General features: G+C 73.4%; 21 protein-coding genes. 9 read left to right on the forward strand and 12 right to left on the reverse strand.

What is annotated here, in order from left to right; translation table 11 throughout:
* Nucleotides 1–40 precede the first annotated feature (40 nt).
* Entirely contained in the window at nt 41–1,489 is a 1,449-nt protein-coding gene (locus tag DMB38_RS34205) for a cytochrome P450 (RefSeq protein WP_240662803.1), read from the forward strand.
* A 7-nt stretch (nt 1,490–1,496) separates the two neighbouring features.
* On the opposite strand, the gene DMB38_RS34210 is transcribed toward DMB38_RS34205, so the two are convergent.
* Nucleotides 1,497–2,513: a hypothetical protein gene (locus tag DMB38_RS34210; RefSeq protein ID WP_125938440.1), complete on the reverse strand. Its 1,017-nt coding sequence runs from the start codon at nt 2,511–2,513 to the stop codon at nt 1,497–1,499.
* A 302-nt stretch (nt 2,514–2,815) separates the two neighbouring features.
* Here DMB38_RS34210 and DMB38_RS34215 point away from each other — a divergent pair, with 302 nt between their 5' ends.
* The 4 genes from DMB38_RS34215 to DMB38_RS34230 all read left to right on the forward strand — a co-directional run bounded on the left by DMB38_RS34215 (nt 2,816) and on the right by DMB38_RS34230 (nt 6,762).
* The gene (locus tag DMB38_RS34215) at nt 2,816–4,420 is read left to right on the forward strand and encodes an alkaline phosphatase D family protein (RefSeq protein WP_125938441.1); all 1,605 of its coding nucleotides are present in this window, start codon (nt 2,816–2,818) and stop codon (nt 4,418–4,420) included.
* A 104-nt stretch (nt 4,421–4,524) separates the two neighbouring features.
* Nucleotides 4,525–5,373 carry a GNAT family N-acetyltransferase gene (locus DMB38_RS34220; RefSeq protein WP_125938442.1) on the forward strand — a complete coding sequence of 283 codons (849 nt, stop codon included), beginning with the start codon at nt 4,525–4,527 and terminating at the stop codon, nt 5,371–5,373.
* Nucleotides 5,374–5,458: 85 nt separating this feature from the next.
* On the forward strand, nt 5,459–6,388 hold the full coding sequence (locus tag DMB38_RS34225; RefSeq protein ID WP_125938443.1) for an alpha/beta hydrolase: 930 nt from the start codon (nt 5,459–5,461) through the stop codon (nt 6,386–6,388).
* A 17-nt stretch (nt 6,389–6,405) separates the two neighbouring features.
* On the forward strand, nt 6,406–6,762 hold the full coding sequence (locus DMB38_RS34230; protein ID WP_027745099.1) for an MmcQ/YjbR family DNA-binding protein: 357 nt from the start codon (nt 6,406–6,408) through the stop codon (nt 6,760–6,762).
* A gap of 19 nt (nt 6,763–6,781) precedes the next feature.
* On the opposite strand, the gene DMB38_RS34235 is transcribed toward DMB38_RS34230, so the two are convergent.
* The 9 genes from DMB38_RS34235 to DMB38_RS34275 all read right to left on the reverse strand — a co-directional run bounded on the left by DMB38_RS34235 (nt 6,782) and on the right by DMB38_RS34275 (nt 16,107).
* Nucleotides 6,782–7,705 (reverse strand): transketolase, encoded by a 924-nt coding sequence (locus tag DMB38_RS34235; protein ID WP_125938444.1) that lies wholly within the window; start codon nt 7,703–7,705, stop codon nt 6,782–6,784.
* 51 nt (nt 7,706–7,756) lie between these two features.
* A complete protein-coding gene (locus DMB38_RS34240) occupies nt 7,757–8,470 on the reverse strand; it encodes a transketolase (RefSeq protein ID WP_125938445.1) in 714 nt (237 codons plus the stop codon).
* Nucleotides 8,471–8,549: 79 nt separating this feature from the next.
* Complete coding sequence (locus tag DMB38_RS34245) at nt 8,550–9,170, reverse strand: class I SAM-dependent methyltransferase (protein WP_125938446.1); 621 nt, start codon at nt 9,168–9,170, stop codon at nt 8,550–8,552.
* A 206-nt stretch (nt 9,171–9,376) separates the two neighbouring features.
* Nucleotides 9,377–10,774 carry a sulfatase-like hydrolase/transferase gene (locus DMB38_RS34250; protein WP_125938447.1) on the reverse strand — a complete coding sequence of 466 codons (1,398 nt, stop codon included), beginning with the start codon at nt 10,772–10,774 and terminating at the stop codon, nt 9,377–9,379.
* A 31-nt stretch (nt 10,775–10,805) separates the two neighbouring features.
* Nucleotides 10,806–11,624 (reverse strand): carbohydrate ABC transporter permease, encoded by an 819-nt coding sequence (locus tag DMB38_RS34255; protein WP_047019362.1) that lies wholly within the window; start codon nt 11,622–11,624, stop codon nt 10,806–10,808.
* Nucleotides 11,624–12,562, reverse strand: coding sequence for a sugar ABC transporter permease (locus tag DMB38_RS34260; RefSeq protein ID WP_125938448.1), 939 nt, complete (start codon nt 12,560–12,562; stop codon nt 11,624–11,626). The genes DMB38_RS34255 and DMB38_RS34260 overlap by 1 nt, the downstream gene beginning before the upstream one ends.
* Before the next feature lie 6 nt (nt 12,563–12,568).
* Nucleotides 12,569–13,870 carry a sugar ABC transporter substrate-binding protein gene (locus DMB38_RS34265; RefSeq protein WP_240662627.1) on the reverse strand — a complete coding sequence of 434 codons (1,302 nt, stop codon included), beginning with the start codon at nt 13,868–13,870 and terminating at the stop codon, nt 12,569–12,571.
* A gap of 59 nt (nt 13,871–13,929) precedes the next feature.
* Nucleotides 13,930–14,937 carry a LacI family DNA-binding transcriptional regulator gene (locus DMB38_RS34270; RefSeq protein ID WP_240662628.1) on the reverse strand — a complete coding sequence of 336 codons (1,008 nt, stop codon included), beginning with the start codon at nt 14,935–14,937 and terminating at the stop codon, nt 13,930–13,932.
* Between the two features lie 102 nt (nt 14,938–15,039).
* Nucleotides 15,040–16,107: a M23 family metallopeptidase gene (locus DMB38_RS34275; protein WP_125939462.1), complete on the reverse strand. Its 1,068-nt coding sequence runs from the start codon at nt 16,105–16,107 to the stop codon at nt 15,040–15,042.
* Nucleotides 16,108–16,389: 282 nt separating this feature from the next.
* Here DMB38_RS34275 and DMB38_RS34280 point away from each other — a divergent pair, with 282 nt between their 5' ends.
* On the forward strand, nt 16,390–16,854 hold the full coding sequence (locus DMB38_RS34280; protein ID WP_047019364.1) for a DNA starvation/stationary phase protection protein: 465 nt from the start codon (nt 16,390–16,392) through the stop codon (nt 16,852–16,854).
* A gap of 167 nt (nt 16,855–17,021) precedes the next feature.
* Here the strand turns inward: DMB38_RS34280 and DMB38_RS34285 are convergent, their stop codons facing one another.
* Both DMB38_RS34285 and ggt read right to left on the reverse strand, forming a co-directional pair.
* Complete coding sequence (locus DMB38_RS34285; RefSeq protein ID WP_125939463.1) at nt 17,022–18,248, reverse strand: alginate lyase family protein; 1,227 nt, start codon at nt 18,246–18,248, stop codon at nt 17,022–17,024.
* Between the two features lie 174 nt (nt 18,249–18,422).
* Complete coding sequence (ggt, locus tag DMB38_RS34290; protein WP_125938449.1) at nt 18,423–20,231, reverse strand: gamma-glutamyltransferase; 1,809 nt, start codon at nt 20,229–20,231, stop codon at nt 18,423–18,425.
* Nucleotides 20,232–20,367: 136 nt separating this feature from the next.
* Here ggt and DMB38_RS34295 point away from each other — a divergent pair, with 136 nt between their 5' ends.
* From DMB38_RS34295 to DMB38_RS34305, 3 genes are all read left to right on the forward strand, one after another.
* Entirely contained in the window at nt 20,368–21,498 is a 1,131-nt protein-coding gene (locus DMB38_RS34295; protein WP_164716161.1) for a pyridoxal-phosphate dependent enzyme, read from the forward strand.
* On the forward strand, nt 21,495–22,118 hold the full coding sequence (locus DMB38_RS34300) for a PAS domain-containing protein (protein ID WP_125938450.1): 624 nt from the start codon (nt 21,495–21,497) through the stop codon (nt 22,116–22,118). The genes DMB38_RS34295 and DMB38_RS34300 overlap by 4 nt, the downstream gene beginning before the upstream one ends.
* A 110-nt stretch (nt 22,119–22,228) precedes the next feature.
* Nucleotides 22,229–23,431, forward strand: a complete 1,203-nt coding sequence (locus DMB38_RS34305; RefSeq protein WP_125938451.1) for an alginate lyase family protein — start codon at nt 22,229–22,231, stop codon at nt 23,429–23,431.
* Nucleotides 23,432–23,440: the final 9 nt, after the last annotated feature.

A 23,440-nucleotide genomic window follows, 5' to 3' on the forward strand; every position in this document is an offset into this window, starting at 1 on the left:
CTGCCCCGCGCACGCCGGCGGCACCGGCGGCCCGGCCCGGATGGACGGCCACGAGGCGGCGACGAACCCGTACGGGCTGTACGAGAAGCTGCGCGCCGAGCACGGCGCCGTCGCGCCCGTCCTCGTCCACGGCGACCTGCCCGCCTGGCTGGTCCTCGGCTACCGCGAGCTGCTGGACGTCACCCGCAATCCGACCCGCTTCTCCCGCGACTCGCGCAACTGGCGCTTCCTGCGGGACGGCCAGGTCGGCCCGGACAACCCGCTGCTGCCGCTGGTGACCTGGGTGCCGATGTGCTCCTTCGTCGACGGCTCCGAGCACCGGCGGCTGCGCTCCGCGGTCACCGACAGCATGAAACGCTTCGACCGGCACGGCATCCGGCGCCACGTCACCCGCTTCTCCGGGCAGCTCATCGACGAGTTCGCGGCCACCGGCCGGGCGGACCTGGTGGGCCAGTTCGCGGAGCACCTGCCGATGCTGGTGATGACGAAGGCGCTCGGCATGGCCGAGTCGTACGGCCCGCAACTGGTCGAGGCCGCCCGGGACATGGTCAAGGGCTCCGAGACGGCGATCGCGAGCAACGACTACATCGTGCAGACGCTGCGCGACCTGGTGAAGCGCAAGCAGGCGGCGCCCGGGCACGACTTCGCCTCCTGGCTGGTGGCGCACGAGTCGGGCCTTCGCGACGACGAACTGGTCGAGCACCTGCGGCTGGTGCTGATCGCCGCGTACTCCACCACCGCGAACCTGATCGCGAACACCCTGCGCATGGTGCTCACCGACAGCCGCTTCCGCGGCAACCTGGCCGGCGGCCACATGACGCTGCCGGACGCGCTGGAGCAGGTGCTGTGGGACGAGCCGCCGTTCACCGCCGTCTACGGGCGGTACGCCACCGGCGACACGGAGCTGGCCGGGCAGCAGATCAAGGCGGGGGACCTGCTCATCCTCAGCCTGGCCGCGGGCAACCTCGACCCGGAGATCCGCCCCGACCTCGACGTGCCGGTGCACGGGAACCGTTCGCACCTGGCGTTCAGCGGCGGGCCGCACGAGTGCCCGGGCCAGGACATCGGACGGGCCATCGCCGACACCGGGATCGACACCCTGCTGTCGCGGCTGCCGGACCTGAGCCTGGCGGTCGACGAGAAGGAGCTGAAGCACCGCACGTCGCTGCTCTCCCGCGAACTGGTCGAGCTGCCGGTGACCTTCACCCCGCCGGGCCCCGCCACGGGCGCGGTCCGGCGGGAGCAGGTGCCCGCCGCTTCCGTGCCGGGCCCTTCCGGGCCCGCCGGCGGGGCGCCGGCGCCGGCCGCGCAGGAGCCCGTACCCGCGGGGGTGGCGAGCGCGCCCGCACCGGCCGACCAGGCCACCACCCCCGGGCCCGAGGCGCAGCCCGACGGCCTTCCGGCGGGTGCGGGTGCGGGTACGGGGCCGGGCCGCCGGCGGCGGCCGTCGCTGTGGCGGACGCTGGTCGCGTGGTGGCGCGGGAGCTGAGCCGCGGCTAACCCAGGTGCGGCTCTATGTACGCGGGTGCGCTGCCGGCCCTCGTGGTGGCCACTTCCCGGTAGCGCGGCGACCAGCCGTGCCATTCGAGGCTGCCCGCGATCCATGAGCCGAGGTCGGTGAGCGAGTCCTCGACCGCCGCCCACCCGTGGGGGTCGAGGCCGAAGAGCGGCTTCATGCCGCGTACGTCCTGGCAGGCGGACCTGAAGTCCTCGGTGCGCTGCCCGACCATGGCCGCCGCCCGGTCGAGCGCCGCCTGCCAGGTGCCGCCTTCGAGGCGCCACAGCACGGCGGCGAGGTGGTCGTGGTCGCCGCGGGCGGTCTCCTTGTGCACCGAGTAGATGTCGTTGGTCCAGGAGATGACGTCGTTGGCGGCGTCCCGGACCGCCCGGTAGGCGTCGCTGGCGGCGACGGCGGCCGGGATCTCGGTGGAGTTCGCGGGCTCGATCAGGTCGAAGCTCATCTCGCAGCCGGAATTGAGCCGCCGGCGCCGCGCGAAGTCCGCGAGCGTCTGGCCGGCGATCCGGGCGGGTTCCGCGTGCGGCAGGATCGTGTACCACAGGAAGTCGCGGTAGTGCGCGGCGAACCGCTCGCGCCAGGCGCGGGAGAGGGGCTTGGCCGTACGCTCCCACAGCTCGGCGAGCGCGGCGGCGAGGGGCCCGGCGGGCGCCGGCGCGTCGAGGTCGGGGTCGAGCTGGGCGCCCAGCTCGGTGGCCGTGCGCAGCCGCTGCGCGGGGGTGCGGGCCATGTGGCCCTCGTCGAGCTGGTCGTCGACGATCCAGTTGTAGACCTGCCACTCGGCGACCAGTTCGAGACGGCCGGCGCGGGGGTAGACGGCGGCGGCGAACCGGCCGAAGCCGGCGCGGTGGAAGTGGGCGACGGCGGACCCGTCGCGGATGAGGTCGGCGTGGCGCGCCCAGGCGATGATGTGGTCGTCCAGACCGGCCGCCTCGGGGTGCAGCCGTGCCGGAAGCGGACACCAGATCGGCGGAAAAGTGACCTCTACTGGAGTCATTTTGTGGGAAGTTACGCCACTCCTGTTCCTCTTGAGCGTCATGTTCTGTCTCCTCGGGACCGGGATTCGACAGTGACCTGCCGAACCTGCCCGTGCGCCTGCCTCCGGCAACCTGTTCGCATCTTCTTTGGCTATACCTACGACGGAAAGCGCCGAGCAATATCGGACAGCGCGTACCCGAACGGGCCCGCGATTCCGCCGAGATAGCCGCAACAGGTGCCCGACCGCGCCCGCGCGCCCCTATGTTGGGTCGGCCCCCCACGCGTCGCTCAGGACTCAGGTACCGCTCACTGGGAGGCCCCGTGTCTCGTTTCACCAGCACCCCGGGTTTCAGCCGCCGCCGTTTCCTCGCGCTCGGGTCAGGGTTCTCCCTGGCCGCCGCGCTGCCCGTCGCCGGCCTGTCCGCCGCGCCCGCCCGGGCCGAACCCCGCTTCAGCGGCGACCCGTTCGCCCTCGGCGTCGCCTCCGGCGACCCGGAGCCCGACGGCGCCGTGCTCTGGACCCGGCTCGCGCCCGACCCGCTGGCGGCGGACGGACGCGGCGGGATGGCCGGGTACAAGGTGCCGGTGACCTGGCAGATCGCCGAGGACCCGGGGTTCCGGCGGGTGCGGAGCGCCGGGGTGGAGTGGGCCGTACCCGAGCTGGGTCACTCCGTCCATGCCGAGGTCCGGGGGCTGGAGCCGGACCGGGAGTACTGGTACCGCTTCCGCACCGGCCGGCACGTCAGCGCCGCCGGGCGCACCAGGACCGCCCCGGCCGCGGACGCCGGCATCGCCTCGATGGCCTTCGCCTTCGTCAGTTGCCAGAACTACGCCGACGGCCACTTCACCGCCTTCCGCCACCTCGCCGGCGAGGACGTCGACGTCGTCGTCCACCTCGGCGACTACATCTACGAGGGCGGCGGCCAGGGCACCGCCGGCCGCGGCCACCTGCCCGCCCGCGAGATCCACTCGCTCGCCGACTACCGGGTGCGCTACGGCCAGTACAAGCTGGACCCCGACCTCCAGGCGGAGCACGCCGCCCACCCCTGGATCGTGGTCCTCGACGACCACGAGGTGGACAACAACTGGGCCGACGGCCTCGACGGCGGCGACGTCGGCGGCGCCGAGTTCGCGGCCCGGCGCGCCGCCGCCTTCCAGGCGTACTACGAGAACCTGCCGCTGCGCCGCTCCTCGCTGCCCGCGGGACCGTACATGCAGCTCTACCGCCGGCTGTCCTACGGCACCCTCGCCCAGTTCCACGTCGTCGACACCCGCCAGTTCCGCGACAACCAGGCGTGCGGCGACGGGCGGCAGTTCGACTGCGACGACCGGCTGGACCCCGCGCGCACCATGCTCGGAGCCGAGCAGGAGGCGTGGCTGCTCGACGGGCTCACCCGGTCCCGCACCACCTGGGACGTGATGGCCAACCAGATCATGACCATGCAGGGCGACTCGGCCGAGGGCATCGAGCAGGCGTTCGGCATGGACACCTGGGACGGCTACGCCGCCGCGCGGCAGCGCCTCTTCGACGGCGTGGAGAAGCGCGGCATCGGCAACTTCGTGGTCGTCACCGGCGACGCCCACCGCAGCGTCGCCGCCGACCTCAAGCACGACTTCGACGACCCCGCCTCCGCCACTGTCGGCGTCGAGTTCCTCGGCACCTCCGTCTCCTCCGGCGGCAACGGCTCCGACCAGGACGAGTGGGGCCGCGTCTGGCTGCAGGAGAACCCGCACATGAAGTTCCACAACGTCCAGCGCGGCTACGGCGTCTGCGAGGTGACCCGGGAGAGCTGGCGCACCGACTACCGCGTCGTCCCGTACGTCTCCACCCCCGGCGCCCCCGTCACCACCCGCGCCCGGGTCCACGTGACGGCGGGCCGCCCCGGCATCCAGGAGGTGGAGCAACCGGCCGCCCCGCAGCCCTGAGCCGGCTCCGGCGGAGCGCGAGGCGGCGGCGCCGGGCCCCCAACGCGGGGGCGGAACACGGAAATACGGGTGCTTTCGTACGCGGCGGCGGTGCAGGGTGGGGCATGAGCTGGACCACGACGCACGACCTCGACGCCTTCACCGCCGCCGCGGGCCCCTTCCTGAGGGCGGAGCCCGCCCCGCACACCGTCCTGCTGACGGTGACCGCCTCGCTCGACGCCGCCGGCCTCGACCGGTACGGCGGCGGCACGCCCGAGTTCGGATGGTGGCGGGCCCCGGACGGACGGGTGGCCGGGGCGTATCTGGCCACCCCGCCCTATCCGCTCGTGCTGTCCCGGATGCCGGCGGCCGCCGCCGTGGAGCTGGCGGAGCTGCGGGCCGCCGGGGGGCCGCCCGTTTCGGGCGTGCACGCCGGGCGGGCGGCGGCCGAGGCGTTCGCCGGCGCCTGGACCGCGCGTACCGGCGCGGCCGGCACCGTGGAGGAGCGGCACCGGCTCTACCGGCTGGGAGAGCTGGTGCCCCCGGACCCGGCGCCGCCCGGACGGGCCAGACCCGCCACCGAGGCCGACCGGGACCTGCTGGTCGCGTGGACCCGGGAGTTCGCCGCCGAGTCCGGCGGCGGCGCGGGCGACCCGGCCCGCGCCGTCGCCGACCGGCTCGCCTACGGCGGCGCGACGCTCTGGGAGGACGGCGGCCGGCCCGTCTCGTACGCCGGCCTCACCCGGACCGTCGCCGGCATGGTGCGTGTCGCGCCCGTCTACACCCCGCCCCCGCTGCGCCGCCGCGGCTACGCGGCCGCCGTCACCGCGGCCGTCAGCCGCGCGGCGCCGGCCGCCGGCGCCCTCGACGTGCTCCTCTTCACCGACCTCGCCAACCCCACCAGCAACGCGCTGTACCAGCGCCTCGGGTACGAGCCCGTCGAGGACCACGTCGTGATCTCCTTCGACGACTGATCTGGTGTCCGGCGCCCCGGCGAGAGAGGCTGGACCCCCGGAAGTCCCGCTCCGGACCCGACCGATCGCGAGGAAGGCGAGCCGCATGCACTCCGACCACCTCCAGGCCGCGGACGGCACGCCCGTGGCCTCGTACACCTGGCTGCCCGAGGACGGCCGGCCGCGGGCGCTGGTGCAGATCGTGCACGGCGCCGCGGAGCACGGCCTGCGCTACGACCGGTTCGCCCGCTTCCTCGCCGCCCACGGCTACGCCGTCGCCGCCTCCGACCACCGCGGCCACGGCGCCACCGCCACCGCCGCCGCCACCGGCGGCTACGGCGTCACCGGCACCGGCGACGCGGACCCCTGGCGCGCCGTCGTCGACGACCTCACCGCCGTCGGCGACCGGTTCCGCGCCGGCCACCCCGGGCTGCCCTTCGTCCTCCTCGGCCACAGCATGGGCTCGATGCTCGCCCGCGACTACGCCCAGGAGCACGGGGAGGGCCTGGCGGGGCTCGTGCTCACCGGCATCCTGCGCAGCCTGCCGGGCGTGGAGACGGAGACCGCGGTGCGCCGGCTGGCGGGGGAGGCGGCCGAGCGCGGGCGCGGCGCGCTCTCGGACTTCGTGCCGGAGATCTTCGCGTCGTTCAACGACCCGTACGAGCACCGCACCGGCTTCGAGTGGCTCTCCCGCGACACCGCCGAGGTCGACGCCTACGTCGCCGACGAGCGCTGCGGCTTCCCCTTCGACGTCGCGCTGTCGCTGGGCTGGGTGCTCGGTACCCGGAAGATCAACGACCCGTACAACGTGGCCCGGATCCCCGTCGACCTGCCCGTGCACATCGCCGTCGGCGACCGGGATCCGTGCAACCAGGGACTCACCCACGTCGCCGAGCTGCTGGAGGACTTCCGCTACGCGGGGCTGCGGGAGCCGACCTGGCGCGCGTACCCCGGGGCCCGCCATGAGATCCTCAACGAGACGAACCGCGCCGAGGTCCAGGCGGACCTGCTCGACTGGCTCGACAAGCACGTGTGACCGACGGGGGAGCACCGATGACCCTCACCGCCGAGGACGTACGCAAGACCGCCCTCGCGCTGCCGCAGACCGCGGAGAAGCTGGCGTGGGGCATGCCCACCTTCCGGGTGAAGGGCAAGATGTTCCTCACCCTGCCGGAGGACGAGACGTCGTTCGCGGTGCGCTGCCCCAAGGTGGAGCGGGACGAACTCGCGCTCGCGGAGCCGGAGAAGTTCTGGGTCGCCGACCACGAGGCGCCGTTCGCGTGGGTACGGGTGCGGATCGCCGCCCTGGAGGACCGCGACGAGCTGCAGATCATCGTCGCCGACTCCTGGCGCCAGGCCGCCCCGCCCCGGCTGCTCGCGGAGCACCCGGAGCTGGCCGGCGAGTCCTGACCGGCCCGGCCCCCGTCGGTCAGGCCGCGGCCCTGGCCCCGTCCCGGGGGCCCGTGAACGCCGCGATCCGCTCGCGCAGGGACGCGGGGTCGAGCCCGTGCGCCCGCAGGTGTTCGGGGACCGTGCCGTAGCGCCGCAGCTCGCCCCGGGCGGTGCCGAGACCCAGCACCCGGTGCGGCACGTCGGCCAGGGCGTCGTTCGCGTACGCGGTGGAGGTGCCGGCGAGGTACGGCTCGACCAGGACGACGTCCGCGGGGCCGGGGCCCACCGCGGCGCGCAGCGCGGCGGCGTCGAAGGGGCGCACGGTGGTGGCGTACAGCACCGTCACGTCCAGGCCCTCGGTCGCGGCCAGCACGTCGTCCAGCAGCGGGCCGACCGCCACGACCACGCCCGCGCGGCCCTCGCGCACGGTCAGGAACCCCGCGCCGTCGACCGGCCGGCCCGCCGCGTTCGCCTGCTGCGACAGCCGCACGTACACCTTGTCGTCGCCCGCGGCGACCGCGTGCCGCAGCAGCGTCGCGGCCTCGTCCGGATGGCCCGGCACATGCACCGTCCAGCCGTCGAGGGTGTCCAGCAGCGCGATGTCGCCGGGCGCCATGTGGGTGTAGCCGCCGGCCGGCCAGTCGTACGAGCCGTAGGCGCTGACCAGCACCGCGCCCGCGTCCTGGTGGCCGAGGTCCAGCTTGACCTGCTCGAAGGGGCGCTCCACGAGGAAGCTGGCGAAGGTGTGCAGCACCGGGCGCATCCCGGCCAGGGCGAGCCCGCCGCCGACGCCGACGAGCAGTTGCTCGCGGATGCCGACGTTGATGACGCGGTCCGGGTGCCGCCGGGCCGCTTCCGCGAAGCCGTCGGTGCCGATCTCGGCGAGCACGACGGCCAGCCGGGGGTCCTCGTCCAGCAGCCGGGAGGTGACGGAGGCGAAGCGCTCGCGCATCGTGTCCATGGTCGGGTGTCCTTTCCAGGCGGGAGGTGGCGCGGGGAGCGTGCGGGACGGTCAGGCGTACGCGGGTTCGACGCGGGCGACGACGGCGCGCGCCCGCCCGGGGTGCGGGGCGGTGAACGCGGCGTACAGCGCCTCGTGGTCGCGGCCGTCGACGGTGGCGGTGGACCAGCCGGCGGCCTCGAAGCGGGCCGCGATGCCGCCGGGCAGCGCGTGGCTGGCGGAGGCGTTGTCGATGACGAGGGTGTGCAGGGAGTCCAGGCCGGTGGCGCCGGCGTAGGCGAGTGCTTCGTGGTTGCTGCCCTCGTCCAGCTCGGCGTCGCCGACGAGCACCCACACCCGCGGCTCGGACAGGCCCTGGGCGCGCAGCCCGAGCGCGGTGCCGACGGCCAGCGGCAGGCCGTGGCCGAGGGAGCCGCTGCCGATCTCGACGCCGGGCAGCAGGGTGCGGTCCGGGTGGTGGCCGAGGGGCGAGTCGTACGCGCCGAATCCCGGCAGCCAGTCGGCGGGCAGGAAGCCCTTGGCGGCGAGCACGGCGTAGTACGCCATCGGGCCGTGGCCCTTGGAGAGCAGGAACCGGTCGCGGTCCGGCGCCTCGGCGGTCCCGGGGGTGACCCGCAGGACGCGGTCGTAGAGGACCCACAGGGCGTCGAGGGTGGAGGTGGCGGCGGGGCCGTGCTTCTCGTCGCCGGTCATCAGGCCCATGAGGCGCGGCAGATCGTCGTAGCCGGCGGGCGTTCGTTGTCGTACGGCGGTGGAAGTCGTCATGTGTCCCACCGTGCAACTTGAAGATTGGTTCAAGTCAACAACGGCTGGTCACACGGGGGCCGGGGGTCCGGGGGCGGCCTCAGGGCGCCCGGCGCAGCCGGGCCAGGGCGTCGATCGCCTCCTTCGGCGGCCCCGCCTCCTGCGCCACGGGGCGGCGCACCCGCTCGGCGCGTACGGTCCGAAGCGGGTCGTCCGCCAGGTCCGCCAGCACGTCCTCGGCCGTGAAGAGCACCGCGGGATCCTGCGGCCCGCCGGTGCCCTCCGTGAGGTTCGCCGAGTCGTGCCCGACGACCAGCAGGTCGCCGCCGCCGGCGAGCGCGGCGGCGGCCCGCCGCAGCACCCGGCGCCGCTGCGCGCCCGGCAGGTGCAGGTACGCCACGACCACCAGCTCGTACGAGCCCTCCTCCGGCGCGTACTCCAGCAGGTCGGCCCGTACCCACCGGATCCGCTCCGCGGCCTCCTGCGGCAGCTCCGCCGCCCGCAGGCGGCCCCGCTCCAGCGCGACCTGCGAGAAGTCGACCGCCGTCACCCGCCAGCCGCGGGCCGCGAGCCACAGCGCGTTGCGCCCCTCGCCGGCGGCCAGGTCAAGGGCGCGCGCGGGCGTGATCTCCGCCACCTCGCGGGCCACCCAGCGGTTCGGTTCACCACCCCAAACGAGGTCTTTCGCGGCATAGCGTTCGTCCCAGGCACCGCTGTCCATAAACCTGATCGCTCCCCGGTGCGTCTAACGAGTAGGAGATCACGTTCTCACAGCCGGGCGGAGGATCCGAGATGACCTGTCACCAACCCCAGCAGCAGCATGCCACCGCGCTCGTGCCGGTGTGCCCGCGCTGCGGTCGCGTCCGCTGCATCTGCCCGCCCATGGCGGCCGCCTGAGCGGCCGCCATGGGCTCGCCCCACCGGGGTTCAGGGGTGCTTGCGCTGGTGTCCGAAGCGCACGCCGTCGAGCTTGAATCCGTGCACGGTGGGATCGACCCGGCGCTGCATCGCGCGCCGCTCCGGAGCCGCCTCGATCACCGGCTCCGGCTCGCCCGCCGCGGTGATCCGCGCCAGCAGCCGCGCGCGCAGCCCGTCGGCGAGCGCGCGGTGCGAGACGAGCCCGACAAGGTTGTCGAGCTCGTACGGGTCGTGGGCCAGGTCGTACAGCGCCGTCTCGACGTACCTGCTGCCGGAGCGGGTACGCCAGCCGTCGGCCGCCGGGTCGACGACGTAGTACTTCCACCGTGAGGTGCGCAGCGCCCGTCCGCACTCGGACTCGCTGACCTGGACGAAGACGTCCTCCGGCCAGTCGGCATCCGGGTCGCGGACCAGCGGCAGGAAGGAGCGCCCGTGCATCTCCTCCGGGACGTCGAGCCCCGCGGCGTCCAGGAGGGTCGGCGGCAGGTCCAGGGTGCTGACCGGAGCGTCGAGCACCCGGCCGCCGGCGAAGCCGGGGCCGCGCAGGGCCAGCGGCACCCGGATCGAACCGTCGTGGCAGGAGCGCTTGTACTCGAAGTTGCGGGTACGGAAGTGGCTGCCGTGATCGGAGGTGAACGCCACGATCGTGTCGTCGAGCAGGTCCATGCTGCGCAGGGCGTCCAGCAGCCGGCCCAGGCCCTCGTCGACGCGCCGGATCTGGCCGCAGTAGCCGGCGATGTGCCGGTGCGCGGTGCCGCCTTCCGCGGAGAGCGCGGCCAGGTCCGGCGGCAGCCAGCGGCCCGTGTAGCGCTCCTCGTAGCCGTCGGGGGCGGGGTAGTCGTCGACCTCGTTCTGGTGGTGCGGCTCGATGAGGGAGAGGAAGAGGAAGAACGGCTCCTCGTGGTGGTCGGCGGCGAACCGGATCGCCGCGTCGAAGAGCGCGTCCGAGCGGTAGCCGGGCAGCCGCACCGGGTCCCCGTCCTCGTCGTACATCACCGTGCGGTACGCGTCCGAGGTGAACTCCAGCACGTTGGAGGCCAGCCAGTGCTGGTACCCGCCGCGCTCCTCCGGCGGCACCGGGTCCTCGCCGGCCAGGTGCCACTTGCCGATGTACCCGGTGGTGTAGCCGGCGTCGCCGAAGTGGTGCGCGAGCGTACGGGCGTCGCGCGGCAGCGGGATCCCGTTGCGGTAGCAGCCGGTGTCGGTGGGCCACCGGCCCGTCTGCAGCGCCGCCCGGGCGGGCGCGCAGACGGGCTGCGGGGTGATCGCCGCCGACGCGTACGTGCCTGCGCGGGCCATCCGGTCGAACGCGGGCGTCAGGTCGAGCGGGTTGCCGCCCGCGCCCGTCGTGTCCCAGCGCTGCTGGTCGGTGAAGACGACGATGACATGGGGACGCCGGTCGGGCATCGGGGTCCTTTCCGCACGGTCGGGTGGGGGGTCACTTCAGGCCGGTCAGGGCGATTCCGCGGACGAAGTAGCGCTGGCTGAAGATGAGCAGCAGCGCCGTCGGTACGAACATGATGACCGACCCCGCGGCGGTGAGATGCCAGAGCTGGAACTGCTCCTGGCTGAACTGGGTCAGCCCCACCGGGATCGTCCGCATCCGCTCCGAGGTCGTCACGACCAGCGGCCAGAGGAACTCGTTCCACTGGAAGACGAAGGTGAACAGGCCCAGCACGGCCAGCGCCGGCTTGCACTGCGGCAGGATGATCCGCCAGTAGATGGTGAACTCGTTCGCCCCGTCCACCCGGGCCGCGTGGATGAGGTCGTCGGGGATGGGCTGGATGAACTGCCGCATGAGGAAGATGCCGAAGCCGTCCATGAGGAACGGCACGATGAGCCCCTGGTAGCTGTCCAGCCAGCCGAGGTCCGACATCATCACGTACAGCGGGATCATGCGGACGAAGAGCGGGATCATCAGCGTGGCGAGGATCGCGACGAACAGCGTGTTCTTGAACGGGAAGTCGAACTTCGCGAACACGTAGCCGACCAGCGGGTCGAAGATCAGGTGGGAGAGCGCGATCGCGCCCGCGACCACCAGGCTGTTGAGGATGAAGCTGCCGAACGGCGCCTCCTCGAAGAGCGTGGAGTAGTTGCCCCACTGCGGCGACTCCGGCCAGAGCACCGACTCCGCGGACAGCATCTCCTTCTCGGTCTGCAGGGACAGCGAGACCGTGTAGAGCAGCGGCACGACGGTGATCAGGCTGGCGACGGTGAGCAGCACGTAGGCGATCGTCTTGTACGTCCTGGCGGTCATCAGTGCTGCACCTCCCGGTCCCGGCCGATGCGCAACTGCACCAGCGTGAAGGCCACGATGACGAGCAGCAGGAGCACCGAGAGCGCCGACGCGTAGCCGAAGTTGCGGCCGCGGAACGCCAGCTCGAAGATGTGGAAGACGAAGAGGTCGGAGGCTTCTCCCGGACCGCCGCGGGTGATGATGTACGCCTGCCCGAACGCCTGCAGTCCGGTGATCACGGCCATCACGGAGACGAAGAGCGTGGTCGGGGTGAGCAGCGGCACCGTGATCCGCCGGAAGCGCTGCCAGCCGTTGGCGCCGTCGACCTTGGCGGCCTCGTAGTACACGTCCGGGATGCCCTGGAGCCCGGCCAGGAAGAGGATCATCGTGTAGCCGGTGGTCATCCACAGCGTCACGGCGACGATGGTGGCCACCGGGTGGGTGTTCAGCCACTCCTGGGTGGGCAGGCCGAGGTCGGACAGTATCCGGTTGAGGATGCCGAGTTCGGGGTCGAGGATGTTGCGCCACATGAGGCCGACCACGGCGATCGACGTCAGGTAGGGCACCAGCAGCGCGAGCTTGAACGCCAGGCTGCCGCGCAGCTTCTGGTTGATGAGCACCGCGAGGCCCATGCCCAGCACGATCGCGCCGACGGTGGTGGCGACGGCGAACTGGAGCGTGACCTTGAAGGCGTTGCGCGCCTGGGGGTCCTCGAAGGCGTTGGTGTAGTTGTCGAACCCGGCGAACTCGTCGGTCCGCTGGCCCGTCAGCATGCTGGTGTTGAGGATGTCGGCGATCGGGTAGTAGAAGAAGATCGCGAAGAAGATCAGCGCCGGCGCCAGGAACACGTACGCGGTACGTGCCTGGCGCCGGGCGATCGGGGAGCGCTTGGTGCGCTTCGTGCGCTTCGGGAGCTCCACGGGCTCCGGAAGCTGGGGGAGTTCGGCCGGCGTTGCCATGTGCACTTAGCCCTTGAGGATGTTCTTGGCCGCGTCGTCGTAGGCGGCGAACGCCTCTTCCGCCCCGGCTCCCTCGATCAGCATGCTCTCGTAGAGCGTCTTGTAGATGTCCTCCAGCTCGCCCGCCTTGCCGGTGGTGTAGACGCCGGTGCGGAACTCCTCGGCGTACGTCAGCCCCTCCGTGAACGGCTTGACGTCCGGGTTCTCCTGGACCGCCGGCTCCTTCGCCCACGACTTGCGCGGCATCAGCATGCTGGACTCCTCGGTCGCCGCGGTCTCGGTCTTCAGCGCGGTGATCCGCTTGATGAAGTCCCAGGAGAGGTCGGGGCGTTTGGCCTGCGCGGGGATGAACAGCGTGGTGCCGCCCGCGATCGTCGACTGCCGTTTGCCCGTCAGCGCCGGCGCGATCCCGTACTCCAGGTCCGGATTGGACTGCTTGATGATCGGGATGTCCCAGGGGCCGGTGAGGATCATGGCGGTGCGCTCGGCGGCGAAGAACTTCGCGGCGCGCGTCACGTCCAGGGACGTCGTCGGCTTGGGGGAGACCTTGTGCTTGTGTACGAGGTCCCGCTGGAACTGCATCGCCTCCATCGCGGCGGCGCGCGGCTGCAGCAGCTCGCCGCTGTCCGCGTCGTACTCGTGCACGCCGTTCTGGAGCATCCACGGGTAGGAGTAGCTGAGCCCGTCGTTGAGCACCGTGCCGTTGACGTCGCCGGAGGTCAGCTCGCGCGCGGCGGAGAGGAAGTCGTCCCAGGTGGCGGGCGGTTCGATGCCCGCGTCGTCGAGCATCTTGCGGTTGTAGAACAGCAGCGTGCAGGTGTAGTGCATCTGGATGCCGTACACCTGGCCCTCGTGGGTGTTGTCGGAGACGGCGACGTCCAGCCAGTCGTCCGGGAACCCGATCTTCGCGCCGTCCTTGTCGAGGTACTTCTGCAGCGACAGCGCGTCCTTGCTGAGCGCGAACTCCTGCACCCAGCTTCCCGGCTCCTCCACCACGTCCGGCACGTTGCCGGACTGGAAGTCCGAGACGAGCTTGGTGCGCAGGTCCTCCCACTGGAACTTCTGCAGCTCCACGGTGACCCCGTGGTCCTTCTCGAACTGCGCGACGACGTCCTTGTACGCCTCGTACTCGTGCGCGTTGTTCCAGTAGGCGAGGAACGTGCCGCCGCCCCCGCCGCCGCCCGACTCGGCCTCGGGCGCGCCCGAGCCGCAGGCGGCCAGGGGGAGTGCCGCGGCGGCGCCGCCGGCGACGCCCAGCATCCTGCGCCGGGTCATCCACTGACCGTTGGTGGCTGGCCTTGCTGACATGCGGGTGCTCCTCTCGCCGTGCATTCGGTTGGTCATGCGTCCGTCGGACGCGCGCTCGTTCACGTCGACTCCCTGGGTATGAAGGACCAGGGCAGGACGATCTCGCGGGCCGCCGGCGGTTCCGCCGCCGCCAGCCGTTCGAACAGCAGCCCGGCGACGCGGCTGAAGTCGATCTGCCGCTGCCCCACGGTGCTCAGCGCGGGGCGGATCACCGAGCCCTCCTCCAGGTTCCCGACGCCGAGGACCGCCACGTCCGCGGGCACCGTGCGGCCGGTGTCGCGGACCGCCCAGATCGCGCTGATCGCCGCCCGGTCGGAGGCCACGAACAGCGCGTCCGGCGGCTCGGGCAGGGCCATGAGCGCGGCGGTGGCGCGGTAGCCCTCGACGCGGCTGTCGGCGCCGGCGCCGACGAGCCGGCCGTCCGGCCGCAGGCCGTGCCGCCGCAGCGCGTCCCGGTACGCGGTCAGCCGCGCGGAGCGGTCGCCCAGCTCCAGGTCGTGCCGGTGGCCGAGGAAGGCGACCCGCCGGCGGCCGGCGGCGAGCAGGTGGTCCAGCGCCTCGCCGCACGCCTCGTACTCCGGGGTGCGCACGACGTCGAAGCCGTCCGGCGCCACGGAGTTGTCGACCACGACCATCGCCAGCCGGCCCCGGGCCAGCTCGCCGAAGTCGCCGAAGTGGCGCGCCGAGTCGAAGAAGACGGCGCCGTCCGCCAGGCCCTGGCGGAGCAGCCGGGCCGCGTGCGCGGCGTGCGCGGGGGAGTCGACGATGAGGGTGAGGACGCCGTAGCCGTCGGCCTCCGCGGCCGCGTGCAGATCGCGTACCAGTTGCTCCTGTACGGGGCTGCCCAGCGAGCCGATCACCAGGCAGACCCGCTCGGTGCGACGCTTGCGGAGCCCGCGCGCGGAGCTGTTCGGCACGTAGCCGAGATCCCGTACGGCCGCGAGCACCCGTTCGCGGGTGTCGGCGCCGATCCGGTTGTCCCGCCCGTTGACCACGTAGCTCACCGTCGCGACGGACACCCCGGCGAGGGCGGCGACGTCGCGGACCGTGGGACGCGTCTTCTTCATGATGATACGTTTAAGCACCCGGAGCGCGGCAGGGTCAAGCCTTCGTACGTGAAGTCTCGTGACGAATCGTCAAGCCCCAGGTCAGCGCGGTGCACGTGTGGGCTAGATGCGCACTCCGTGCCCGCGCAGATAGCGCAACGGGTCGACATCGGACCCGTAGCCGGGTCCGGTGCGGACCTCGAAGTGCAGATGCGGTCCCGTGGAGTTCCCCGTCGATCCGGAGCGGCCGATGCGCTGCCCGGCGTTGACCGGCCGGCCGGCGCTCACGGTGACCGCGGAGAGGTGCGCGTACTGGCTGTAGCGGCCGTCGCGGTGCCGGATGACCACCTCGTAGCCGTACGCACCCGCCCAGCCGGCGCTGACGACCTCGCCGTCGGCGACGGAACGCACCCCGGTGCCGACCGGGACCGGGAAGTCGACCCCGGTGTGGTAGCCGCTGGACCAACTGCTGCCGCTCGCGCCGTAAGGGGTGCCGATGGAGGCGCCGGCGAGCGGGGAGGTGTAGTCGGCGGCGGGCTTGGCCTCGGGCTTCGGCTTCGGCTTGGCCTTGGCCTCGGCCTGGGACGCGGGGGCCCGCTTCTTCGCGTCCGGCTTGGTCCGGTCCGGCTTGCTCTTCGCCGGCTTGGCCTTGGGCCTGGCTTTCTCGGGCTTCGCTTTCTCGGGCTTCGCCTTGCCGCCGGACTTCGCCTTCTCCTGCGACTGGCGGGACTTGGTCCCGGCCGCGGGGGAGTCGGCGCGCGGTTTCGGCGGGGCCGCGGCACCGCCGCGGAGGGTGAGGCGCTGGCCGGGGAGGATGAGGTCGGGATCGGCGCCGACGACGCCGCGGTTGCGCTCGTAGAGCGCGGGCCACCCGCCGCGTACGCGGTGCTGGTCGGCGATGCCGGACAGGGTCTCCCCGGCGGCGACCTCGTGGTGACCGGGCTTCTTGCCGACCGTGCCGGCCCGCCCGCCCTGCGGTGCGGCGGCGCTGCCGTCCGCCGCCGTCTCCGTATCGGCGCGGTCGGATAACGCGCCGTCGGACGGCGGCTTCAGGCCCTCCTGCGCCCGGTCCTTCGCCGGGCTGTGCAGCGCGTCCGCGGGTGTGCCCGCGGCCGGCGCGGCGGCGCCGGCGACCAGCGGCAGCGCGAGCCCCGCGCCGCTCGCGGTGACGGTGAGGGAGGCCCGCGACACCGGGCCGGGGCGGTAGCGGCGGTGCCTGCCGCGCCCTGTGCGCTCTGACATGACTGAGTCACTTTCCGTGCGCCGAGACCTGAGCGAACGATAGAAGTGCCCATGCGGTTGGACAAGAGGGCGTACGCCGCCGCCTCCGTGACCTCGTACGCGACAGCCGCCCCGGCCGCTCCCCGCCCCCGCCTTTGGCGCCTGGTCCCCGAATGGCGTAGCCTGACAAGAGGTTAGACAAAGTCTAATGTAGGATGGGATCCACAAGCACGAGCAAGGAGGCGCCCACACATGACCACGATCCTCGACAAGAAGGCCCTGGACGTCACCGGCGAGGCGCTGCAGGGCGCGCTGGTCGATCTGCTGGATCTCTCCCTCCAGGGCAAGCAGGCGCACTGGAACCTGACCGGCCCCCTCTTCCGCGAGCTGCACCTCCAGCTCGACAAGATGGTGAAGCTGGCCCGCGGGCACGCCGACACCCTCGCCGAGCGGGCCGCGGCCCTCGGCGTGAGCCCGGACGGCCGGGCGAAGACCATCGCCGCCAACAGCCCGCTGCCCGACATCGGGCCCGGGAAGATCTCCGACCAGAAGGTCATCGACGACGTCACCGACATGCTGGAGAAGGCGTCCGCGCGCATGCGGCAGCGGGTGGCGGACACCGACGACACCGACCTCATCACGCAGGACCTGCTCATCACCGCGACGCAGGACCTGGAGCAGCAGGCGTGGTTCTTCCGCTCGCACCGCATCAGCTGACGCGGATCGGCCGACGCCGCTCCTGAGCCGGCCGCGGATCCGTCCCCCCGTCGGGTCCGCGGTCCTCCCGGCCGCGGCCCGCGGCGGCACCGTCACTGCCGCCGCCCGCCGCGGCCGTCCCCCCGCCCCGGCCCGCACGTGCCCCCCGCGTGCGGGCCGGTGGTGTGTCAGGCCGGGTTCTCGGCGTGGGTGAGGGTCTGCCAGGCCACGAAGAGGTTGTTCGACCCGGCGGGCCGGCTCTGCTCGGTGTAGCGGCCGGTGTTGGTCATGGCGATGCCCATCCGGTGGTGCAGGGCGTTGTAGCCGATCTCGGTGACCGGGCCGAGGCCGCGGTCGACGCTGCCGCCGCAGAGCCAGGCCGGCGGCGCCTCGCCCAGCTCGTAGCGGGACTGGAAGCCGAGCGCGTGCCGCAGCCGCTCGCCGACGTCGGTCCGGTACAGGTCCTCGCCCTGGATCCGGGCGGTCTCGGCGACGTGCGAGATCGACGCCAGGCCGTATCCGGTGTGGGTGAAGTCGCGGCAGGTCTCCTGGGTCAGCCCGGTGACGAAGGTGGACTGCCCCTGCCAGTAGTTGATGATCTTCTGCCGGGTGTCGAGGTTCTGCTTCGGCACCGTCCGGGGCAGCTCGCCGTCGGACTCCAGGTAGACGAACGCGGGCACGCGGGTGCGGAAGGTCTGCATCGCCCGGTCGTAGGCGCCCTTGTCCTCCAGGAAGACGGCGATGCCGACGGCCGCCTCCATCATCGTCAGCTCCCAGTTGCCGTTGGAGTTGGAGCCCCCGATGATCTCCGGCAGGTAGACGTCGCGCAGCATGGTCCGGAAGCGTCCCTCGTTCGCCCAGCCGCCGTCGTACGTGTACTTGATGATCTCGGCGGCCTTCGGCCAGGAGGATCCGGCCCAGCCGGTCTGCAGCGGCGCGTTGCTGTTGGTGTGGTCCCTGATCGTCGCGGACCAGGCGTCCATCAGCTCGATGGACTTGCGCGCGTAGCGCTCGTCGCGGGTGAGGTACCAGGCCAGCGCGGTGGTGTACGCGGCGATCGCGTCCTCGCGCTCGTCCGTGCAGCCGTAGTTGGGGTTGGAGTACGAGCCGCACTCGACGACCGCGCGGGGCTTGGGCGTACGGCTGAGGCTCGCGTACCTGCTGCCCATCATCTGATCGTAGGCGCCCTTCCAGGGCTGGGCGCCGGCGTTGACCTTCTCCCGGGTGAAGTCCAACTGGCCCCGGGAGACGGTGACTCCCGGGTGGGTGAAGGCCGCGGGCGCGGCGCCGGCGCGCTCGGTGCCGGGCCCGCCGAGGAGCGAGGCGACCAGGGCGGTGACGGCCGCGACGAGGGTGGCGAACAGTGCGGCACGCGGTCTGCGGCGATGGCGTGCGGGTGTGGGGGTGCCCTGCATGGTGGGGTCCATCCGTTCGCGTATATGAACGTTGAGTGTTCACATGAACACCGTGACAGCCCGTGACCTTAGGTACGTACCAACTGCCCGTCAAGGGCCGGGACATGACCCGCACACACGACGACCGGGGCGGGGCGCCGCGCGCCCCGCCCCGGTCGTGACCGCCGCCCCGGCTCAGTCCCGCCCGGCGGGCCGCACCACCGCCGCCGCGCCCCCGCCGCGCCGCTCCGGCTCCGCCGCCGCGACCCAGCGCCCGTCGGGCAGCCGCTCGACGCCGGTCGCCGCACCGATCTCGCCGCCGTCGGTGAACCGGTGCCCCAGCTCCGCCAGTTCACCGCGCGCCGGCAGTCCGAGGAATCCCGGCTCCGCCGACGTCGAGGCGGTGTTGCGCTGGCTGGCGCGCGGCGCCGCGATGGCCTCCGGCAGCGTCAGCCCGCGGTCGAGCCGGCCCGTCAGCACCTGGAGCACGGTGGTGATGATCGTCGAACCGCCCGGCGAGCCGGTCGCGAGCAGCGGCTCACCGTCATCGAGGACGATCGTCGGCGCCATCGAGGAGCGGGGCCGCTTGCCCGGGCCCGGCAGGTTCGGGTCGGGCACGCCCGGCACGGACGGCGTGAAGGAGAAGTCCGTCAGCTCGTTGTTGAGGAGGAAGCCCCGGCCGGGCACCGTGATCCCGCTGCCGCCGGTCTGCTCGATCGTCATCGTGTACGCGACGACGTTGCCCCACTTGTCGGCGGTCGTCAGGTGGGTGGTGCTGGGACCCTCGTACGACGTGCCCTCCGGTGCGCCCTTCGCCGCGCAGGAGGCGTCCGGGCGGCGCGGGTCCCCCGGGGCGAGCGGGCTGGTGAGCACCGCGTCGGGGGAGATGAGGCAGGCGCGGGAGTCCGCGTACGACTGGGAGAGCAACTCCCGCGTCGGCACCCGGGAGAAGCGCGGGTCGCCCACCCACCGGCCGCGGTCGGCGAAGGAGACGCGGGACGCCTCCAGGAAGCGGTGCAGGTACTGGGCCTCGGACAGCTCGCCGAGGTCGGTGCCCGCCAGGATGTTCAGCGCCTCGCCGACGGTGGTGCCGCCGGACGACGAGGGCGCCATGCCGTAGACGTCGAGCCCGCGGTAGCCGACGTGCGTCGGCTGCTGCCGCGCCACCCGGTACGCGCGCAGGTCGGCCGGGCGCAGGTCGCCGGCGCGTACCACCCGGTCGGCGCCCGGGTCGACCGGCGGGCGGCGCACCGTGTCCGACACGTCCGCGCCCAGGTCGCCGTGGTACATCGCCCGCGCGCCCTCGTCGGCCAACTGCCCGTAGGTGGCGGCCAGGTCGGGATTGCGCAGCGTGCTGCCCACCGTCGGCAGGGCGCCGCCGGGCAGGAACAGCTCCCGGGTGGCGGGGAAGTCGCGGAAGCGCGCCTCGTTGGCCGCGGTCTGCGCTCGGAACGTCTCGTCGACGGTGAAGCCCTCCGCCGCCAGCCGCGTCGCCGGCGCCAGCGCCTCGCCGAGCGAGGTCGTGCCCCACTGCCGCAGCGCCTGCTCCCACGTTGCGGGCGTGCCGGGCACGCCGACGGACAGGCCGCTGGTCACCGCCTGGTCGAACGGGATCGCCGCGCCGTCCTCGGTGAAGAGTTCCTCGTCGGCGGTGAGGGGGGCCTTCTCGCGGCCGTCGAGGGTGGCGACCCGGCCGCTCTTCGCGTCGTAGTGGACGAAGTAGCCGCCGCCCCCGATGCCGCCCGAGTACGGCTCGGTGACCCCGAGCGCGGCGGCGGTGGCGACGGCGGCGTCGACCGCGTTGCCGCCGTCGCGCAGGATCTCGATGCCGGCCGCGGTGGCGTCGGGGTCGACGCTGGCCACGGCGCCGCCGTAGCCCGTCGCCACCGCGGACTTCGGCGGCGCGGCCGCGTCCGTCCCGGCGGCCGTCGGAGGCGCGGCGGCCGCGGCGGTGGCGAGGATCGCGGCGAGGGCGAGGGGAACGGTGGGGCGGCGCAACCGCATGGGGCCTCCCGGCCGGGTGGGCGTCACGGACCCGGCCCATTGTGGTGACCGCGGCGTCCGCCGTCACCGGGGCATAGGGGGCGGTTCGGGAACGGCGTCCCCGATGACTTGGACGGATCGTCTAGAGTTGGACACTATGACTCATCTGGTGGACGAGCGATCCGGCCGTACGTACCCCTTCGACGCCCTCCGCTGGCGCGCCGACGACGGCACCCCCCTCCAGGTCGGCGGCGTGCCCGGGATCGGCAGGGACGACATCGACACCGCCGAGCGCTCCCTGTGGCGCTACCGAGCCGCCCTGCCCTTCGGCATCGAGGCGCCCGTCTCCCTCGGCGAGGGCCGCACCCCGCTGCTCGCCCGCCGCTGGGGCGGGAGCGAGGTGTTCTTCAAACCGGAGTGGTTCGGCCCCACCGGCAGCTTCAAGGACCGCGGCAGCACCGTGATGATCTCCGCGCTCGCCCGGCTCGGCGTCGCCGAGGTCATCGAGGACAGCTCCGGCAACGGCGGCGCCTCCGTCGCCGCCTACTGCGCCGCCGCCGGCATCCGCGCCCGCATCCTCGCCCCCGAGGGCACCTCCCCGGCGAAGGTGCTGCAGGCCCGCGCGTACGGCGCCGAGGTCGAGCTGGTGCCCGGCGGCCGGGACGCCACCGCCGCCGAGGCCGTACGCAGGGCCGCCACCGTCCCCTACGCCGGGCACAACTGGCACCCCCTCTTCCTCCAGGGCACCAAGACCCTCGCCTACGAACTCTGGGAGGACCTCGGCTTCGCCGCCCCCGACTGCGTCGTCACCGTCGCCGGCGCCGGCAGCACCGTCCTCGGCCTCGACGCCGGCTTCGGCGAACTCCTCGCCGCCGGCCACATCGAGCGCCGCCCCCGCATCCTCGCCGCCCAGCCCGCCAACTGCGCCCCGATCCACGCGAGCTTCGCCGCCGGCGCCGACGGGCCCGTACCCACCGGCTTCGCCCCGACGATCGCCGAGGGCACCGCCATCCGCGAGCCCGTCCGGCTGCCGGAGGTGCTGCGCGCCGTGCGCCGCTCCGGAGGGGACATGGCGGCGATCGGCGAGGACGGCATCCGCGCCGCCGTCGTCCGCCTCGCCGCCCTCGGCCTCTACGCCGAGCCGACCAGCGCCACCGCCGCCGCGGCCGTCGACGTCTTCCGCGCCCGCGGCGCCATCCGGCCGGGCGAGACGACGGCCGTGCTCCTCACCGGCACCGGGCTGAAGGCGGCGCCGGTGCTCGCCGGGGTGTTCGGGGGCGGCGCATGAGCACCGAGGACGAACTGCTGCTGCGCGAGGCCGAGAAGATCGTCACCGCTCTGGGCCGGATGTTCCCCGGCGTCTGCGAGGTCGTCCTGCACGACCTGCGCGACCCGCGGCACGCGGTCCGTACCATCGAGAACCCGCTCTCCGGCCGCGGTCCCGGCGACCCCGCCACCGAGCTGGGCCTCGCCCGGATCGAGGACCCGGACTACCCCGAGGTCATCCAGAACTACCCCAACCGCTTCCCCGACGGCCGGCCCGCGAAGAGCACGTCGATCGGCATCCGGAACTCCTCCGGCGCCTACGTTGCGGCCCTCTGCCTCAACCTCGACGTCTCCGTCCTCGACCGCACGGCCCGTACGCTCCAGGCGCTCACCGCCGTGGAGGACCCCGGGCTGCCGCTCACCGAGACCCTGCGGGCGCGTACGGCGGACGAACTGCGCGCCGCGGTGGAGGAGTTCGCCGCCGCCCGCGGCCAGACACCCCGGGCGCTCGGCTCCGCAGACCGCCGCGAGCTCGTCCGCGACCTGCGCGACCGCGGGCTGCTGGAGGTGAGGAGCGCGGTCCGGCTGGTCACCGGGCTGCTCGGGGTGTCGCGGGCGACGGTCTACAACTACCTGCGCTGACGCCGGACGGGACCGTGCCGCCGAACGGGGTCCCCCGGCCGCCCCCGTTCGGCCCCACTCTGGATGCGTACGGACAGCGGGCGTTCGAGTCTGAACGGTGGAGGTGTGCCATGGCACCCAGTCGATTCCCCCGCCGCCTCGCGGTCCTGCTCCTCGCGCTGCTCACCGTCGTGGCGGCCGGCGGCCCCGCCGAGACGCTGCCCCGCGGGCAGCACCGCGAGACGGCCCCGTTCCGTCACCCCGGCGTGCTGGTCAGCGGCCCCCAACTGCGCGCCATACGCTCCCGGGTGAGGGACGGCGACAGACCCTTCCGCGCGTTCCGCGCGATGCGCCGCAGCCGCTACGGCAGGCTCTCCTACGTCCCGCACCCGGCGCCGGTCGTCGTGTGCCCGCCCGACACCAACCCCGGCGTCGGCTGCACCGACGAGCGCGAGGACGCCATCGCCGCGTACACCCACGCGCTGATCTGGTCCGTCACCCGCGACCGCGCGCACGCCGAGAAGGCCGTGCAGATCATGGACGCCTGGTCCGGCAGGCTCACCGACCACACCGAGGGCAACGCCCCGCTCCAGGCCGCCTGGGCCGGCTCCTCCTGGGCGCGGGCCGCCGAACTGGTCCGCGCCACCTACGACGGCTGGCCGCGCGCGGACGTACGCCGCTTCGAGCGGCTGCTGCGCGAGGTCTACCTCCCCGAGGTCACCGGCGCGGTCCCCGACTACAACGGCAACTGGGACCTGGCGATGACCGACGCCGCCACCGGCATCGCCGTCTTCCTCGACGACCGCCCCGCCTACGACGCGGCGCTGCGCCGCTTCCGCGCCCGCGTGCCCGCGTACTTCTACGTCCACGCCGACGGGCCCCGGCCCACGCCCCCGCCCGGCGGGCAGATCGACACCGCCGAGGAGATCACCACCTACTGGTTCGGCCAGCGCACCTACCCCGAGGGCCTGGCCCAGGAGGCGTGCCGCAACCTGATGCACGTCGGCTACGCCCTCGCCGCCACCGCGCACATCGCCGAGACCGCCTGGCACCAGGGCACGGACCTGTACGCGGAGGTGCAGCCGCGGATCACCGCCGCGCTGGAGCTGCACGCCCGCTACCAGCTCGGCGAGCGCCCGCCCGCGTCGCTCTGCGGCGGCCGGGTGGAGCGCACCATGGGCCCCGACCTGGAGGTGGCGTACCACCACTACCACGACCGGCTCGGCGTCGACCTGCCGCAGACCGCGAAGCTGCTCGCCCGGCAGCGGCCCGCGGGCACGGACGACCTTTTCGTCGCCTGGGAGACCCTGACGCACGCGACCGGCCCCGGCTGACGCCCGGCC

Source organism: Streptomyces sp. WAC 06738 (assembly GCF_003945505.1).
GTDB lineage: Bacteria > Actinomycetota > Actinomycetes > Streptomycetales > Streptomycetaceae > Streptomyces.

Bases quoted from the DNA above. Each gene is read 5' to 3' on its own strand.
- DMB38_RS34295 (WP_164716161.1), top strand. From the start codon at position 20,368: ATGACTCATCTGGTGGACGAGCGATCCGGCCGTACGTACCCCTTCGAC.
- DMB38_RS34225 (WP_125938443.1), top strand. From the start codon at position 5,459: ATGCACTCCGACCACCTCCAGGCCGCGGACGGCACGCCCGTGGCCTCG.
- ggt (WP_125938449.1), bottom strand. From the start codon at position 20,231: ATGCGGTTGCGCCGCCCCACCGTTCCCCTCGCCCTCGCCGCGATCCTC.
- DMB38_RS34245 (WP_125938446.1), bottom strand. From the start codon at position 9,170: ATGGACAGCGGTGCCTGGGACGAACGCTATGCCGCGAAAGACCTCGTT.
- DMB38_RS34220 (WP_125938442.1), top strand. From the start codon at position 4,525: ATGAGCTGGACCACGACGCACGACCTCGACGCCTTCACCGCCGCCGCG.
- DMB38_RS34270 (WP_240662628.1), bottom strand. From the start codon at position 14,937: ATGAAGAAGACGCGTCCCACGGTCCGCGACGTCGCCGCCCTCGCCGGG.
- DMB38_RS34265 (WP_240662627.1), bottom strand. From the start codon at position 13,870: ATGTCAGCAAGGCCAGCCACCAACGGTCAGTGGATGACCCGGCGCAGG.
- DMB38_RS34260 (WP_125938448.1), bottom strand. From the start codon at position 12,562: ATGGCAACGCCGGCCGAACTCCCCCAGCTTCCGGAGCCCGTGGAGCTC.
- DMB38_RS34300 (WP_125938450.1), top strand. From the start codon at position 21,495: ATGAGCACCGAGGACGAACTGCTGCTGCGCGAGGCCGAGAAGATCGTC.
- DMB38_RS34255 (WP_047019362.1), bottom strand. From the start codon at position 11,624: ATGACCGCCAGGACGTACAAGACGATCGCCTACGTGCTGCTCACCGTC.
- DMB38_RS34285 (WP_125939463.1), bottom strand. From the start codon at position 18,248: ATGCAGGGCACCCCCACACCCGCACGCCATCGCCGCAGACCGCGTGCC.
- DMB38_RS34205 (WP_240662803.1), top strand. From the start codon at position 41: ATGGACGGCCACGAGGCGGCGACGAACCCGTACGGGCTGTACGAGAAG.
- DMB38_RS34280 (WP_047019364.1), top strand. From the start codon at position 16,390: ATGACCACGATCCTCGACAAGAAGGCCCTGGACGTCACCGGCGAGGCG.
- DMB38_RS34305 (WP_125938451.1), top strand. From the start codon at position 22,229: ATGGCACCCAGTCGATTCCCCCGCCGCCTCGCGGTCCTGCTCCTCGCG.
- DMB38_RS34250 (WP_125938447.1), bottom strand. From the start codon at position 10,774: ATGCCCGACCGGCGTCCCCATGTCATCGTCGTCTTCACCGACCAGCAG.
- DMB38_RS34235 (WP_125938444.1), bottom strand. From the start codon at position 7,705: ATGGACACGATGCGCGAGCGCTTCGCCTCCGTCACCTCCCGGCTGCTG.
- DMB38_RS34240 (WP_125938445.1), bottom strand. From the start codon at position 8,470: ATGACGACTTCCACCGCCGTACGACAACGAACGCCCGCCGGCTACGAC.
- DMB38_RS34230 (WP_027745099.1), top strand. From the start codon at position 6,406: ATGACCCTCACCGCCGAGGACGTACGCAAGACCGCCCTCGCGCTGCCG.
- DMB38_RS34210 (WP_125938440.1), bottom strand. From the start codon at position 2,513: ATGACTCCAGTAGAGGTCACTTTTCCGCCGATCTGGTGTCCGCTTCCG.